Here is a 15,693-nt window from a genome sequence, read left to right as displayed (position 1 = left end):
TCAAAACATATTCTCGATTTAACCTTTAAATCATCTTGAGCGTAGTCGAAGGATCAATCCAAGTGCAGAGTTAAATGCACAAAGAACTCATTTGCACTTTCGCGGATAATTAATTCGTGTTTTTCTGGATACAGCAAAGCCAATCGCTGCTTTACGTTTTCTAAACCGATGCCACTTTTCAATTTTTCCGGATCGTTGTCTGCCTTAATGTAAATGCTGTTGCTCACATCGAAAAATAACGTTCTCTCTTTTGTTTGCAAAGTCATTTTGATGTATGATGGTTGCTGTAAACTAATGCCGTGTTTAAAAGCATTCTCGATAAATGGAATTAATAACATCGGTGTAATCTGCAAACTATTCAGTTGTTCTTCAATATGCGCTTCAATTCTTATATCGCCAGAACGCGATGTTCTGAGTTTTTGCAAGTCGATGTAGTTGTTCAGGTATTCAACTTCCCTGGTCAATGAAATTTTATCTTGTGTATTTTCATGCAACATAAACCGCATCATGTCGCCCAGTTTTTGAATGCCTTCACCCGTTCTCTCTGCATTTTCTTGAAGTGCCGTACCGAATAGCGTATTTAATGCATTAAATAGAAAGTGTGGGTTAATCTGTGATTTAAGAAAATTTAAACTTGCATCCGATTTTCCTAGCTCAGTTTTGAGCATTTGGATTTCCGTTTGTTTCTCAAATTTATGTTTATAAATGTACCATGCCAATGGCGTAGTAATGCAGACAAGACTAATAGAAGTAAAAATTAGTGCTATAGGTAATGCATCGCCATTTCTCATGAAGGCTGCAAGCATGATCAAGAGTAATAAAACGATTAGTATGGAAAGAACAACATTCCCCCAAAAATATCGGCCAAATCTTTTTCCCTTTTTCCGGAGGCCTGGAATGATCTCATAAATTGAATAGAAGGCCAATAAGATATTTACAGGCGGAGCAATTAGCCAGATCACCACAAATTCATAATCGCGTGTTGGAGAAAAAACAACCGCAAACACCATTAGCGTAATTAGCCATATCTTAGCCGATGTGAAAATTTCCAGCAGAATATCTGTCTTGAAACGTTTCAAAAATGGAATCTTCTCCAATAATGATATTCCTCTCTCGTTGAAATAAGCATAAATGTTGAACAGTAAATAGAGTAAAAAAATATAGGTGAAAGCTTCTCCAAATAAAATAGCGTAAGCATGATTAATATCGGCCTCTTCAATCAATCGATCGGCTTGAGAATAGGTATTTGCAACCATCCAAATGATTACGGAAACTCCGGTGACCATTACAGTAAGAATGATATTTAAAACTACATTGTTCTTTCTCGCTAGCTGTGGCATAAAGCAAAAGTTAATCAGTAAGAAGCTGATATAAAGAATGCTTATTTTAAAAATTTCTGGCAGAAAGAAATTAGTTAATCTGCTGTATTCTAAATGATTTTCGATAAAACGATAAGCGTTTGCGGTGCCATAACTCGTAGACGTACATATGCCAATTAGTGCCAGAACGTAAAGTGCTGTCGAAATCCAAAATTCAAGTTGATTGATGCTTTTAGTTTTCATTGTCGGGTCTTCGCCAGAAAGAATAATCATAATGTGTTGTAGTTTATACCACAATGTTACTAACTCTTCTCACTTCAATTTTTTAAAATGTGATGGATGGGGGTAAAAATGTGATGAACTATTTATGTTGTACTTTTTACTTGGAAAGTTATACGTTATACGTTTTAAGTTGGGCGACTTGGCTCTTAAACCTAAAACTTATTATGTACAACTTACAACACTTTATTATCTTCGGCATTCCAACTTCACTTAAAATTTAGAACACAAATGATCGTTTACGGAATCCCAAATTGTAATACAGTAAAAAAATCACTCGATTGGTTAAAGGCTCATCAAATTGATTTCGAATTTCATGATTTCAAAAAGAAAGGAATCACTGCCGAAAAGCTAAACTCTTGGAGCAAAGTTTTCGGTTGGGAAACGGTGTTGAATAGAAAAGGATTAACCTGGAAAAAATTGTCGAAAGAAGAACAAGCTGCGATTGATACACAAGATAAGGCGATCGCCTATCTGATGGAAAATACCAGCGCAATTAAACGCCCGATTATAGAGAAAGATGGTAAAGCAATATTAATTTCTTTTGATGAGGATCGCTATACGCAAACACTTGGCTGATCCAGTTGTTATAGTGTTAAAGTTTGTTAATTACAGCTTTGGAACATTTTAATACTTACTTTTGATTTATGTATAAGCTGATTATTTTTCTTTTAATTGCCCTTCCTGTTGGTGTTTTTGCGCAAACAATTACCACTGGTACTGTATTCGATTACAATAAAAAATCGCTCACGTTACCAGGTGTCTCTGTCAGAAATTTAAATAGCAAAAAGGTAACCACCACCTCAAGTACAGGTAAGTACACCATTCCTGCTTCTGTAGGAGATTTAATTGAGTTTTCTGCCGTTGGTTACCATACCGATACGCTTTACTTAACCAGCTTATTGAATAGAAGCATTTATCTTCCGGTAAAATCGACCAGCCTGATGGATGTTGATGTAAAAGGGGTGAGAATGAATAGCCAGATTACAGATGCAAAAGACCCATTGGCAGAAAAATACACGCTACTTAATACCGGCGGTAATTTAGGTAGAAAGCGCATGAAAGATAAAGTTGGTGGTTTAAACCTGAATCTTGGTTACGGAAAATACAAGCGGGAGCAAAGAAAAGAAGCCGAGCTAGAAGAAAAAGAAATGTACCAGGAAGAAATTGACGCTGGTTTTAGTGAGAAAACTATTATCGATTTAACAAAGCTTCAAGGCGAAGATCTCAAACATTTTATGATCATTTATAGGCCGTCAATAGAGTCGGTCAAAGCAGAAAGACCTTTCAGATATGATTATCACATCTCAAAAGCCTTTGTTGCTTGGCAAAAATTAACTCCTCAGCAAAGAAAACTACAAGATTTGCCGAAGTTAAAGCCAAATTAGGTAACTAAAACTTTCATGTATCAATATTATAACCACATATAGCGCTATATGTGGTTATTTTTTATCTTTACGATCAAATAACAACTTATTAAACTCATGAAAATTAATAAATTATTCACTTTGTGTGTTGTTTGTTGCGCTTTTGTTATTTCGGCAAATGCTCAGCAAACCGCTCCTGCTACAAATTACAATCCTGCTGAAGCTTTCGGGCCTTTGTTTTACACTCAAAACGGAAACGAGTTTCGTTCAGCAATGGGAATCCCAGGGCCAAAGTATTGGCAAAATCGTGTTGATTATAACATTACAGCCAATTTGGATGAAGCAAAAAGTTTGGTTACCGGAACAGTTACCATAACCTATAAGAATAACAGCCCGGATAAGTTACCGTATTTATGGTTACAACTAGATCAAAATACATTTAAGGAAGATTCTCGTGGCAAACAAGTTACTCCAGCCCGTAGTCGTTATGGTGCGCAAGGCGAAAAATTTGATGGAGGTTACAAAATTCAAAATGTAAGTGTATCTCAAAAAGCTGCGGCAGTAAAATTCACTTCTATTGTTGAAGACACCCGTATGCAGATTCGTTTGGATCAGCCGATGGCTGCCAATGGCGATGTAGCAACTATTAAAATCGACTATTCTTATACTGTTCCTAAAGAAGGATCGGATAGAACTGGTCATTTAACTACTAAAAACGGCGAAATTTATGCCATTGCACAATGGTTTCCACGCATGTGTGTTTACGATGATGTAATTGGCTGGAATACTTTACCGTATTGGGGCGGTGGAGAGTTTTACTGCGAATATGGCGATATTACTATGGCTTTAACAGCACCAGCAACCCATATTTTAATGGCCTCTGGAGAACTCTTAAACCCACAAGAAGTTTTTACTGCACAACAATTGCAAAGATGGAATGCTGCTAAAAATAGCGATGCAACAGTTCACATCCGTTCTGAGGCGGAGGTTACCGATCCTAAATCTCGTCCGGCGAAAGATAAATTAACCTGGAAGTTTAAAATTTTAAATGCCCGCGATGCGGCTTGGGCTTCATCGAAAGCTTTTGTTTTAGATGCTGCTCGCATCAACTTACCAAGTGGAAAAAAATCATTAGCAGTTTCTGCGCAACCTGTAGAAAGTAATGGAGCTGATGGTTATGGCCGCGGGGTAGAATATGTTAAAGCCAGTATCGAACATTATTCCAAACAATGGTTCGAATATCCTTATCCAATGGCAGTTAACGTTGCTACAAATATTGGTGGTATGGAGTATCCAGGGATTGTTTTTTGTGGTTGGAAGGCTAAAAAAGGCAGTGCCTGGGGCGTGATCGATCACGAATTTGGTCACACCTGGTTCCCAATGATTGTGGGTTCGAACGAACGCAAATTCGGTTGGATGGATGAAGGTTTCAATACATTTATCAACGGCATTTCGGCTAAAAACTTCAATAATGGAGAATATATTGGTCGCCCAACCAACATGAACTTTATAGGCAAAAACTATATCGGTAATCCTAAGTATGAAAACATTATGCAAATGCCTGATGGAATGACGGAGGCAAATATTGGCATTAACTTATACTCTAAACCAGGCTGGGGACTAGATATTTTGAGAAATGAAATTTTAGGTGAGGACCGATTCGATTATGCGTTTCGTCAATACATCAAAAACTGGGCTTACAAACACCCAACTCCTTATGATTTTTTCCGCTCGATGGAAAATGCAGCAGGTGAGGATTTAGCGTGGTTTTGGAGAAGTTGGTTTTTAAATAGCTGGAAAATGGATCAGGCCATTGGTTCGGTTGAGGAAATTAGACAAGATGGAAACTTATCAGGATATTCTATCCGTGTAAATAATTTGGAAAAAATGCCAATGCCAATTATCCTTCAGGTAGAAACTAAAAGTGGTAAAAAAAGTATTGTAAAAGTACCTGTTGATGTTTGGATGAAAAATACCTCCTGGTTGGTGCGTTTCCCAACCACTGAAGAAATAGTATCAGTTACCTTAGATCCAAATAAGGTTTTACCAGATTCGAATCCTGAAAATAATACCTGGATCGCAGGAAAGTAATATTCAGTTTTTCAAAGCCCTTAAATGCAAATTTAAGGGCTTTTATTTTTATGGTGATGAATGAAAAAAAGAACGTTTTTCAAGTTTATAATGAAATTGCCGATTGGTTTGGGGAAAACAGGCCTCGTAATTTAATGGAGAAACGTTATTTGGATACAGTTATTGAGTTAATACCAAAGGGTGCAAGCCTGCTAGATTTAGGCTGTGGAAACGGAAAACCTATTATGGAATATTTCCTGCAATCAGGGTTTATGGTAACAGGTGTTGATGCAAGTGAAAAAATGTTGACACTGGCTAAACAAAATTTTCCGTCAGAAGAATTTCTCTTGCAAGATATGCGCAAGCTTAAACTTGAAACCAAATTTAATGCAATCATTGCCTGGCATAGTTTTTTTCATTTACCCACGGAGGATCAGCCGAAAATGTTTGAGATATTTGCCAATCATCTCCTTCCAAATGGAATAATTTTATTTACCTCGGGCACCAAAAGAGGAGAGGCGTGGGGAATAAATGGTGGCGAAAATCTTTTCCATGCTTCGCTTGATACCGACGAATACCACAACTTGCTGGTTAAAAACCAATTTAAAATTTTAAATCAAACCGTAAATGATCCTTCGTGCGGCAATGCAACGGTTTGGCTCTCACAATTTAATCCGCAATAGTTTTATAATTTATTTAGCTTTGTGCATGGCCGATCAACAGAAAAATAATCCTCTTCATGGAATCACTCTTGAGAAAATCGTTACTGATTTGCAAGCGCATTATGGGTGGGAGCAGTTAGGGTCGCTAATTAGAATCGACTGTTTTAACAACAATCAAAGCATTAAATCAAGCCTCAACTTTTTGCGTAGAATGCCTTGGGCTCGTAAAAAAGTTGAAGATTTGTTTTTAGATACTTTTCATAAATAGCGTTTACTCATATACTTTTTGCAATCCTTTTCTCAAATCAAACAACAGCCATTGTTTGCTGATAACTTCTTCCTTTTTCGTTTTCAATAACTCCAGAAAGTCTTTAACACCAAGCTCTTCATTTCCATTACCATGGATAAGCACAATACTTCCATTATTTGCTTGTTGTCCTTTTGCTAACCAGGCATCGCTTCCAATTGGGATTAAGCCATAAGCTTCAATTTTTTGCACAATACTTCTATCGGAAACTAAACCTGGAAAACGGAAAAAAATAGAAGGTGTCAGCCCATTTTTGAGCATTAGTTTTTCGTTTTCTAAAACCTCTGTATCCAGGTTGGTGCCAGGTGCTAGTAAAAAATTTTCGGCCAGAGGCAGATTGTTTACCTCATGATTATAAGAATGATTTATCCAGGTGATATCTAAGTCTTTTTTGTTGACCAAACTTTTTAGCCAATTTAGGTCGTCCTGGTGTTTAAGCATCCATTTTCCCGAAACCGAAATGGCTAGAGGCGCTGGCTGCACTATCTTTTTAAATTCATCGAATACCGATTGAAAAATAATTCTTTCTAAGGGTTTGTGAGAGGGGCAAAGATCAATCGTTAATGTTATTCCTTGTTCTTCTGGTATAGCATTATCGATGCCTGCATCTTGTATTTGAAAATCTTTTGCGGCAGCTGCAGTTAAAGATTTTATGTATGGGCTGGTTTTAAATTCGGTTAAGATCTGTGTCCATGATGTTTTACTTATAACATAATTTGAAGCGAGGTCAACTTTGCTATCAAGCGTCTGCGGATTAATAAGCAATAAATATCGTTGCCCATCATTCGCGAAACTTCGAATACCGATTAGTTTTTCAGTACCCTTATTCGCTACAAAATATTCCATCTTGTATTTCTTAATAGATTTAAAAGTTTGACCCAAACTCGAACTGGTACTGAGAAGAAGAATAGAAATAATAAAATAAAAGAACCTGGAGCATTTCATCTTTTGCTTATTTAAAATCTTTCTAATTTAAGGCAAAAATTTTATCTTTACCACATCGCCATGAACAAAGAAAAACTAAAATTATGGTTTAAGCGTGTGGGCTTAATCGGGTTTTTATTCTTCCTGATAAAAGGATTAATCTGGTTGGTGGTATTCTATTTTATCGGCAAAAACGTTACCTAAAAGTAAACATCAGGTTGGCGATAAAGTTCCAAACAAAAACAATCGCGATAGCAAAAAACTTAGCCACATAAAAGTTTGTGCCGTTTTTACGTTGGTGGAAAAGATATATAATAACGGTGTTTAATGCCAATCCAATTACACTTACCACAATAAATTTGCTAAACTCGGTTCCCCAGTGGATGTTGGTGCTTTGAAAAGTCCAAACGCGATTAATTAGATAATTGTTAGTGACAGCGAAAATGAAGCCTAGCGCATTGGCCACGTATTTATTTATTTTAATTTTCTCTTTGCAAAGCCAGGTCACGCCGAAATCAATTGCCATTCCAAGCAAGCCCGTTATACCAAATTTCAGAATGCGAAAAAATAACTCCATGCTATTGTATTCTTACCAGATAAAAACGTTCTAAAACCTGAGGGCGTGTTTTAGAATTAATAAACTTTCCCGTCAGTTTTGTGATGTGAAAGTATTCAAATGATTTGAGGATTTGCGTATTGTAATCCTTTTTCAATCGCTCCATTTCCGGCTCCCAAACATAAATGACCATGTTCTTATCTGTCCTATGTTTGTTCAATGTCTCAAAATCCCAAAAATACTGAGGTTCTCCATTTGCATAGAAATCAAAAGAATAAGCATCAGGATACATCAATACTGCAGGTTTAGCATTCTGGTAGTTTTCCTTTAGCCAAATGCCTGCTTCCATTCCCGATTCATATTTGAGTAAAGCAGGATAAAAAAAACCTGAAAGAAAAATCATCAAGCCAATGGAGATCACGCTACTTCTGGCAATGATGGTTTCAATTTTTAATCCTCGAAAAAATAATACAGATAAAAATAGCAAAACGACTAGCAGGGCGTTTGCAACGAAGAAGTAATCGAATTTGAAAAGTATCGAAACGCAGATTAATATCGCTACAATTAAAACTGCCAAAACCGTTTGAGCGGCGAGAAATATTTTCAGACTCTTTCCTTCTAGTTTCTGTAAATACAAGGCCGTGATCATGGCAAATTGTGGCAAAACAATCAATATATAATGTGGCAATTGAAATTTGGACAGTGAAAAAAGCAGAAAAGTGATGGCGGCACTTGTCCAGATTATAATACTTTCGGGGGGCAAAGAAACTCTGTTTTTCTTTTTGAAAAGATTAATTACCGCAGTATAAAGTAAGATAGACCAAGGTAAAAAAGCCCAAATGGTGGTGTGTAAGAAAAATGAGATATCGCCTTTGCCTTTTATTGGTCCGTTATTAAAAAAGCGACCAAACTGACTGTCCCAGAAAAAGAATTTTAATCCCGAAACTCCCGTTTTTCCAAATACAATTTTTTCTGGATGTAAATCAAACTGCACATACAAGGTGTAAAGTTCGGGAATGATGAAAACTAGAATTAGCACTATCGCAAGCCACCATTTCAGTTTTAATAACTCTTTATATTGTTTGGTGATGAGCCAATAAAGGATAAAACCACCAAAAACCGGAATCAAAACAAAGATTCCTTTGATCATGATGGCGCATGCAGCGAAGAGTGAACCAAAAACGATATGCCAGAAAGACCCTAAATGTGCTTTGTAGTAATGGTAAATCGCTGCCAAAGTAAATGTTGTAATGTAAACTTCGGCCCTTACATCAAAAGTTGATATTAAGATGTGTAATGAACTTAGGAAGATTACCGCACTTATCAAGCCCGTTTTATGGTTATAAATGTCTTTCGCCAACTTATAGAGATAACCTGCTCCGAGCAAACCAAACAAAAACGAAGGCAGCTTATAAGCAAAGGCATTGATGCCGAAAATTTTGAAAGAGGCTGCTGCCAGCCAAAAAGTTAAATGCGGTTTGTCAAGCCAATCTGCACCGCGAACGTAGATGTTAATCCAATCATCACGCAAAACCATATTTTTGGCTATTGATGCATATAGCGCAGAATCCGGTTCAATAATCCCACCAAAGAGTGCCAGCGAACTGATTACAGTAATAATTCCGATTAGAATTTTATATAGAGTGATGTCTTTCGATTTCATTTACTGAAAGCAAATATGAGTAAAAATAAGTCAATTTTTTTGAACCTTTAAAGATTAACAAAGCCAAAGCCTTATCTTTGTTGCATGACAAAGTTATCGGTAAACATCAATAAAATTGCTACCTTAAGGAACAGTCGTGGAGGTAATAATCCTGACTTAGTGAAAGTTGCCTTAGATTGTGAACGTTTCGGTGCACAAGGAATTACGGTGCATCCACGCCCAGATGAACGCCATATTCGTTACCAGGATGTTTACGATTTGAAAGCGGTTATTGCCACTGAATTTAATATTGAAGGCAATTGCCGTGAAGATAAATTTGTTGATCTTGTTTTGGCTAATAAACCGGCACAAGTTACATTAGTGCCCGATGCCGAAGGACAAATTACTTCTAACCACGGTTGGGATACGATAAAACATAGAGAGTATTTAAAAGAGATGGTTTCGGTTTTTCAAAAAGAAGGCATTCGCGTTTCCATTTTTGTTGATCCGGTAGTTGAAATGGTTGAGGGAGCTGCAGAAACAGGTACAGATCGAATCGAATTATACACCGAGGCTTATGCTCATAATTATTACGCTGATAGAGAAAAAGCAATTGTTAACTACATCGCAGCTGCACACCACGCAAATAGATTAGATTTAGGAATAAATGCTGGTCATGATTTAGATTTGCACAACCTTCATTACTTTGCCCAAAGCATTCCTGGTTTATTGGAAGTTTCCATTGGTCACGCTTTAATTAGCGATGCGCTTTATTTGGGTTTAGAAACTACAGTTCAAAAATATTTACAACAACTCGCTTAGTTACGAGTTAAAGGTTTTGAGTTGGCTGGCTTGGCAAAAAAAAACACCTGACAAATTAAACCTTCACTCAAAATTATTTCTATACCCGTAACATGTTAAAAGGAATTCTCCTTGTTTTTTTTGGTGCCTGCAGTTTCGGTATCCTTTCTACTTTTGTAAAATTGGCCTATCACGATGGATATTCTCTCGGAGATGTTACCGGTGCGCAGGCATTTTTTGGTGCAGTAATTCTTTGGGTTTTATTTTCCTTTCAAAGCAGGACTTCAAAGTATAAGGCACAAGAAATAAAGCTAATTACACCTAAATGGAAGATGATTCTAGCTGGAACTTGTACAGGTTTGGTAAGTATTTTCTATTATCAGTCAGTTAAACTTGTGCCAAACTCAGTGGCTATCATTTTGCTCATGCAATTTATTTGGATGAGTATTTTACTGGAGTTTATCATCTACAAAAAGAAGCCGACGGGATTACAGTTTTTAGCGATCCTTTTGGTTTTGGGTGGAACAGTTTTAGCAAGTGGTATGTTAGAAACAACTATTTCAAGTTTGAGCTACAAAGGTATCGGCTTTGGTTTGCTCGCTGCAGTATGTTATGCGGGCTTTTTAATGTTAAGCGGAAGAATCGGAAACGAGTATCCACCACTGCAGAAAAGTGCATTAATGATTACTGGAGCATGTATTTTGATCTTTATCCTGTTTCCACCTGCGTTTCTGTTTAATGGCGCATTAAACGGAACTTTGCTTAAATGGGGGCTTATTATTGCCTTTTTCGGAACAGTAATTCCACCGTTATTTTATGCTGAAGGTGTTCCCCGCATTGGAACAGCGTTGAGCTCAATTTTAAGTGCAGCAGAATTGCCTGTTGCGGTAATGATGGCTGGCTTTGTGCTGCAAGAACAGGTTTCATTATTGCGTTGGGTAGGCGTGTGTGTCATCTTGTCGGCAATGGTGTTGCCCAATTTGAAGTATTTGAAGAGACGTTGATGTTTTACCGTAAAGGACGCAAAGACAAGGTGCAAAGATTACAAATCTGGGTGCTCAAATTTTTACTTCTCTTCCTTTGCGAAAAACTTAGTGTTCTTTGCGGTTAGAATAAAAAATAAATACCTTTAAAAAGCAAAAACAAAAACATGAAAAAGCAAATTCTTTATATTCTCTCTTTTCTAATTATCGGCTTCGCCGGATGTAAAACTAAAACAACCATCAATCAAGATGAGGCGGGAGAAGTGATTACAGATTACTTAAAAGCCAACCCTGAGTATAAAACCATTCGTTTCAACTTTGGACAAATTAAGTTTAACAGCACGAATGACATGTTTGAGTTAGGGAAATACAAATCATTAGCAAGTAAAGGATTGGTAACTTTGAATTTAAAAGAAGCGAAAAAGAAGTTCCTTTCTAAAGATAGCAGTTTCGTATATCAAATAACTTTAACTGATAAAGCTAGTCCGCTGGTTTTGAAACAAGATGCCGATAAAGCTACTGTTAAAGCCGTTACCTATGTTTTAGCAGATGAAAAGCCGGTAAATTTTGAACAGGTAAATTCGAGCACAGCTAAGGTTACCGTTTCCTTAAAAATGGTGACTACCGATTTTGAACCTTTTGATAAAGACGCCAATAAAAACAGCAACTTCATTACGAAGACTTACAAGTTGAAGTTGAGTAAAGATGAAGGTTGGAAAGTGCAGAAGTAAGGAAATGAATTATAAGTCGTCATGCTGAATTTATTTCAGCCTCTGTTTTGCCTGATAAATTCGGCTCGCGAGCTTTCCGGACTTGCTGACGGTCGTCCTTGCGAGGCACGAAGCAATCTCATTTAAGAAAATAACTCCAGAAATTAGATTGTGCCAAAGGCATTCCTCGGGAGCTTCTCCCGATAAAGAATCGGGATCGCCTGCCTGCCGCAGGCAATCAAAGACGGAAAGTTAAAAACGTTAATGGCAGGTACGAAGCATCTGCAAGCGATGAAACACCTGCCTGCGGTAGGCAGGGATGCTTCGTGCCTCAGCATAACAGAAAACCTGAAAAAAGATTGTAGCAAATGGCGGGAACAAACTTTAATTTTGTAGCGTTACTGCTTTCCAACTAAATGAAATTTCTTCTTGAATGAACAAACGTTTGTCATTAAATACAAATTTAAAATCTACCGATTTTGTCGCCTTTAAGCGTAAATAAGACACCTTTTTTACACTGATATATAGCAAAATACAATATCGTTTTTCCTACCTTTGCAGCAAATTATTATTCATACCTGCATGAGCTTAAATATCCACTACAAGGAAGATTTTCAAAATCGTCATATTGCACCAAATGAGGCAAATACTGCTGAAATGTTGCAAGCTGTTGGCGTAAATTCTATTGATGAGCTGATTGAACAAACTGTTCCTACGGCAATTAGGTTAAAACAACCATTAAATCTGCCTGCGGCGAATTCAGAAACTGAATATTTGGGTACTTTAAAACAAACCTCATTGTTAAATAAAGTTTTCAAGAGCTTTATTGGACAGGGTTATTATGATACCATTACCCCGGGTGTAATTTTACGTAACGTATTTGAAAATCCAGGATGGTATACCCAATATACACCATACCAGGCCGAAATTGCACAAGGTCGTTTACAGGCGTTATTAAATTTCCAAACGATGGTAATCGATTTAACCGGAATGGAAATTGCCAATGCGTCACTTTTAGACGAAGGTACGGCTGCGGCAGAGGCGATGTTTATGCAATACAGTACGCGTAAAAATCAAGCTGCAAAGAAGTATTTCGTTTCAGATTTAGTTTTTCCTCAAACGATAGATATTTTAAAAACCCGAGCTAATCCTTACGGTATTGAATTAGTCATCGGCCATCATTTGGATTTCGTAGCTACCGAAGATTTCTTTGGTGCGATTGTTCAATATCCCGCAGGTAATGGAGAAGTTTTCGATTACAAAAACTTTGCTTCTGAATTACACAATAAAAATATTAAATTAACGGTTGCAGCTGATATTTTAAGCTTAACCTTATTAGCGCCTCCAGGCGAATGGGGTGCTGATATCGTGGTAGGTACAACGCAACGTTTCGGTATTCCGATGGGTTTTGGCGGTCCACACGCAGCATTTTTCGCAACTAAAGAAGAATATAAACGCTCAATCCCAGGTCGTATTATTGGTGTAACCATCGATAGCCACGGCGATTATGCTTTACGTATGGCTTTGCAAACCCGCGAGCAACACATCCGTAGAGATAAAGCAACTTCGAACATTTGTACGGCGCAAGCATTATTGGCGATTATGGCTGGCTTCTATGCAGCTTATCACGGCCCGAAAGGATTAAAAGCCATTGCAGAACGTACGCATGGTTTGGCGGTTAGTTTAGCGTCAACGTTAAAAAGTTTAGGTTACGAGCAATTAAATTCAGCTTATTTCGATACCATTCGTTTCGATTTAGGGGACTTAAAAGGTGGCATTCATTCAGGTTGTTTAGATAACGAAATCAACTTGAATTATGTGGGTAACGTGGCTACCATCTCTATCGATGAAACCACTGCTTTTGAAGATGTTGCATTAATTGCTAAAATTTTCGCTAAAGTAAAAGCAGTTGCTGCTGATCAGGTTGAGGTAGTAGAAAATGTTGAAACCGTAATTCCATCAGCTTTACAACGTACTTCAGCGTACTTAAGTCACCCAATTTTCAATTCGCACCATTCAGAGCATGAAATGTTGCGTTACATCAAATCATTAGAGGCGAAAGATTTATCGCTATGCCACTCGATGATTGCTTTGGGAAGTTGTACTATGAAATTGAATGCTACTGCAGAAATGATTCCGGTAACCTGGTCTCACTTTGGTCGTATTCACCCATTCGCTCCAGCAGATCAGGTTTTGGGTTACTATTCGGTTTTTAACGAGCTTGATAAATGGTTAAGTGAGATTACCGGTTTTGCTGCGATGAGTTTACAGCCAAACGCTGGTGCTCAAGGTGAATATGCAGGTTTAATGGTTATTCGTGCTTATCACCACGATAGAGGCGATTTCCACCGTAACGTTGCGCTAATTCCTGCATCTGCTCACGGTACAAATCCTGCTTCTGCAGCAATGGCTGATATGAAAATCGTTGTTGTGAAATCTTTAGAAAATGGTAACATTGATGTTGAAGATTTAAAAGCAAAAGCAGAGTTACATAAAGACAATTTATCTTGTTTGATGGTGACTTATCCATCAACTCATGGTGTATTCGAAGAGAGCATCATCGAAATTTGTGAAACGATCCACGCTAACGGCGGACAAGTTTATATGGATGGTGCAAACATGAATGCACAGGTTGGTTTAACTAGCCCAGCTAATATTGGTGCCGATGTTTGCCATTTAAACTTGCACAAAACTTTCTGTATCCCTCACGGTGGTGGCGGTCCAGGTATGGGCCCAATTGGTGTGGCGAAACACTTGGTTCCTTATCTTCCTGGTCATGCTGTGGTTGATATCGACAAAGGAAAATCGATTTCTGCGGTTTCTTCTGCACCTTGGGGTTCAGCTTCGATCTTGATTATTTCTCATGCTTACATCGCTATGATGGGTGCTGAGGGATTAACCAATGCGACTAAATATGCGATTTTAAACGCCAATTACATGAAAGCTCGTTTAGAGCAACACTACCCAGTACTTTATTCAGGTGCTCAGGGTCGTTGTGCACACGAGATGATTTTAGATTGTCGTTCATTCAAAGCTTTCGGAATTGAAGTTACTGATATCGCCAAACGTTTAATGGATTATGGTTTCCACGCCCCAACGGTTTCATTCCCGGTTGCAGGTACGTTAATGGTTGAACCTACAGAATCGGAGCCTAAACATGAATTAGATCGTTTTTGTGATGCACTGATCGCGATTAAAAAAGAAATAGATCAGGTTGAAAATTTAACTTTTGATAAGGTTGATAATCCATTGAAAAACGCACCTCATACTGTTGCTGTAATTACCGCCAACGATTGGGGACACGCTTACAGCCGCCAAACAGCAGCTTTTCCACTTCCTTATGTGTTGGAACGCAAGTTCTGGCCATCAGTTGGTCGTGTAAATGATAGCCATGGCGATAGATCATTAATTTGTGCGTGCCCACCGGTAGAAAGTTATTTGGAAGAAATAGTGCCGTAACGCTCACTATTCGTCATTGCGAGGAGGCTTTTTCAGCCAACGTGGCAATCTAATTAGATAAATCATCTGCAAGTTTTATGAATTCATTTTCATACAGCTTGCAGATTTTTTTTGCCCGTCATTTCGAGTGAAGGCGAGAAATTTTTGTAATTAAACCTATGTGAAAAGATTTCTCCATTTCACTACGTTCAGTCGAAAAGACGACTTTTGATTGTGAAATAAAAAAGTTAACTAAACTCCCCAAAATGCCAAAGAATCCCCGATGGATCGTGGAGGAAACATTCACTTCCCCAGCTTTCAATTCTGATTGGACTTAGCTTTACATTTTCATATTTCGCAGGTAAATCAAGCGCTGAAAGTTCATTGTAAAACTGATTCACGTTATCCACCTCCATAAAAATCATGGTGTTATCTATCCAATCTTTAACGTAGGCATTTTGTAGATAAAAAGCGAGGTTGCCGCTTTTGAAAACCGACATGCTTTCGCCCAGAGTTACTTCTTCAAAACCAAGATTGCGGTAGAATTTTCTTGACGTTTCGAAATTTTTAGCTCCAATAAATGGTCGAAGTGATTTTGCGCTGTGATTCATGGTTTTATTTTGATATTTAATTGA

15 protein-coding genes are annotated in these 15,693 nt (G+C 37.7%); 10 read left to right on the top strand and 5 right to left on the bottom strand.

Features of this window, described 5'->3' with window-relative positions; genetic code table 11:
* Positions 1 to 53: 53 nt before the first annotated feature.
* Positions 54 to 1,592, bottom strand: a complete 1,539-nt coding sequence (locus OQZ33_RS15490; RefSeq protein ID WP_265799996.1) for a sensor histidine kinase — start codon at positions 1,590 to 1,592, stop codon at positions 54 to 56.
* Positions 1,593 to 1,829: 237 nt separating this feature from the next.
* Between OQZ33_RS15490 and OQZ33_RS15485 the strand changes: the two genes are divergently transcribed.
* The 5 genes from OQZ33_RS15485 (at position 1,830) to OQZ33_RS24345 (ending at position 5,965) form a co-directional block, all read left to right on the top strand.
* Positions 1,830 to 2,177, top strand: coding sequence for a Spx/MgsR family RNA polymerase-binding regulatory protein (locus OQZ33_RS15485; protein ID WP_265799994.1), 348 nt, complete (start codon positions 1,830 to 1,832; stop codon positions 2,175 to 2,177).
* 68 nt (positions 2,178 to 2,245) lie between these two features.
* Positions 2,246 to 2,986: a hypothetical protein gene (locus OQZ33_RS15480; RefSeq protein WP_265799992.1), complete on the top strand. Its 741-nt coding sequence runs from the start codon at positions 2,246 to 2,248 to the stop codon at positions 2,984 to 2,986.
* 96 nt (positions 2,987 to 3,082) lie between these two features.
* Positions 3,083 to 5,056: a M1 family metallopeptidase gene (locus OQZ33_RS15475; protein ID WP_265799991.1), complete on the top strand. Its 1,974-nt coding sequence runs from the start codon at positions 3,083 to 3,085 to the stop codon at positions 5,054 to 5,056.
* Between the two features lie 56 nt (positions 5,057 to 5,112).
* Positions 5,113 to 5,718, top strand: coding sequence for a class I SAM-dependent DNA methyltransferase (locus OQZ33_RS15470; RefSeq protein ID WP_265799989.1), 606 nt, complete (start codon positions 5,113 to 5,115; stop codon positions 5,716 to 5,718).
* Positions 5,663 to 5,965 carry a VF530 family protein gene (locus tag OQZ33_RS24345; RefSeq protein ID WP_323670578.1) on the top strand — a complete coding sequence of 101 codons (303 nt, stop codon included), beginning with the start codon at positions 5,663 to 5,665 and terminating at the stop codon, positions 5,963 to 5,965. The genes OQZ33_RS15470 and OQZ33_RS24345 overlap by 56 nt, the downstream gene beginning before the upstream one ends.
* A gap of 3 nt (positions 5,966 to 5,968) precedes the next feature.
* On the opposite strand, the gene OQZ33_RS15460 is transcribed toward OQZ33_RS24345, so the two are convergent.
* The gene (locus OQZ33_RS15460) at positions 5,969 to 6,850 is read right to left on the bottom strand and encodes a polysaccharide deacetylase family protein (RefSeq protein WP_265799987.1); all 882 of its coding nucleotides are present in this window, start codon (positions 6,848 to 6,850) and stop codon (positions 5,969 to 5,971) included.
* A gap of 159 nt (positions 6,851 to 7,009) precedes the next feature.
* On the opposite strand from OQZ33_RS15460, the gene OQZ33_RS15455 reads away from it, so the two are divergent.
* The gene (locus OQZ33_RS15455) at positions 7,010 to 7,132 is read left to right on the top strand and encodes a hypothetical protein (protein ID WP_260300610.1); all 123 of its coding nucleotides are present in this window, start codon (positions 7,010 to 7,012) and stop codon (positions 7,130 to 7,132) included.
* Here the strand turns inward: OQZ33_RS15455 and OQZ33_RS15450 are convergent.
* Both OQZ33_RS15450 and OQZ33_RS15445 read right to left on the bottom strand, forming a co-directional pair.
* On the bottom strand, positions 7,125 to 7,505 hold the full coding sequence (locus OQZ33_RS15450; protein ID WP_265799986.1) for a GtrA family protein: 381 nt from the start codon (positions 7,503 to 7,505) through the stop codon (positions 7,125 to 7,127). The genes OQZ33_RS15455 and OQZ33_RS15450 overlap by 8 nt on opposite strands.
* Position 7,506: 1 nt before the next feature.
* Complete coding sequence (locus OQZ33_RS15445) at positions 7,507 to 9,147, bottom strand: ArnT family glycosyltransferase (protein ID WP_265799985.1); 1,641 nt, start codon at positions 9,145 to 9,147, stop codon at positions 7,507 to 7,509.
* A gap of 84 nt (positions 9,148 to 9,231) precedes the next feature.
* On the opposite strand from OQZ33_RS15445, the gene OQZ33_RS15440 reads away from it, so the two are divergent.
* From OQZ33_RS15440 to gcvP, 4 genes are all read left to right on the top strand, one after another.
* On the top strand, positions 9,232 to 9,948 hold the full coding sequence (locus OQZ33_RS15440) for a pyridoxine 5'-phosphate synthase (RefSeq protein ID WP_265799984.1): 717 nt from the start codon (positions 9,232 to 9,234) through the stop codon (positions 9,946 to 9,948).
* A 92-nt stretch (positions 9,949 to 10,040) separates the two neighbouring features.
* Entirely contained in the window at positions 10,041 to 10,931 is an 891-nt protein-coding gene (locus OQZ33_RS15435) for an EamA family transporter (RefSeq protein ID WP_265799983.1), read from the top strand.
* A 146-nt stretch (positions 10,932 to 11,077) separates the two neighbouring features.
* Positions 11,078 to 11,641: a hypothetical protein gene (locus tag OQZ33_RS15430; RefSeq protein ID WP_265799981.1), complete on the top strand. Its 564-nt coding sequence runs from the start codon at positions 11,078 to 11,080 to the stop codon at positions 11,639 to 11,641.
* Positions 11,642 to 12,202: 561 nt separating this feature from the next.
* Positions 12,203 to 15,079: an aminomethyl-transferring glycine dehydrogenase gene (gcvP, locus tag OQZ33_RS15425; RefSeq protein WP_265799979.1), complete on the top strand. Its 2,877-nt coding sequence runs from the start codon at positions 12,203 to 12,205 to the stop codon at positions 15,077 to 15,079.
* A 227-nt stretch (positions 15,080 to 15,306) separates the two neighbouring features.
* Here gcvP and OQZ33_RS15420 read toward each other — a convergent pair whose 3' ends face one another.
* The gene (locus OQZ33_RS15420; protein ID WP_265799978.1) at positions 15,307 to 15,669 is read right to left on the bottom strand and encodes a glyoxalase; all 363 of its coding nucleotides are present in this window, start codon (positions 15,667 to 15,669) and stop codon (positions 15,307 to 15,309) included.
* Positions 15,670 to 15,693: the final 24 nt, after the last annotated feature.

The organism is Pedobacter sp. MC2016-05 (genome assembly GCF_026239735.1).
In the GTDB taxonomy this organism is placed as follows: Bacteria; Bacteroidota; Bacteroidia; order Sphingobacteriales; family Sphingobacteriaceae; genus Pedobacter.
Note: the sequence above shows the minus strand (reverse complement) of the source record. Positions and strands in the feature narration are given on the sequence as shown.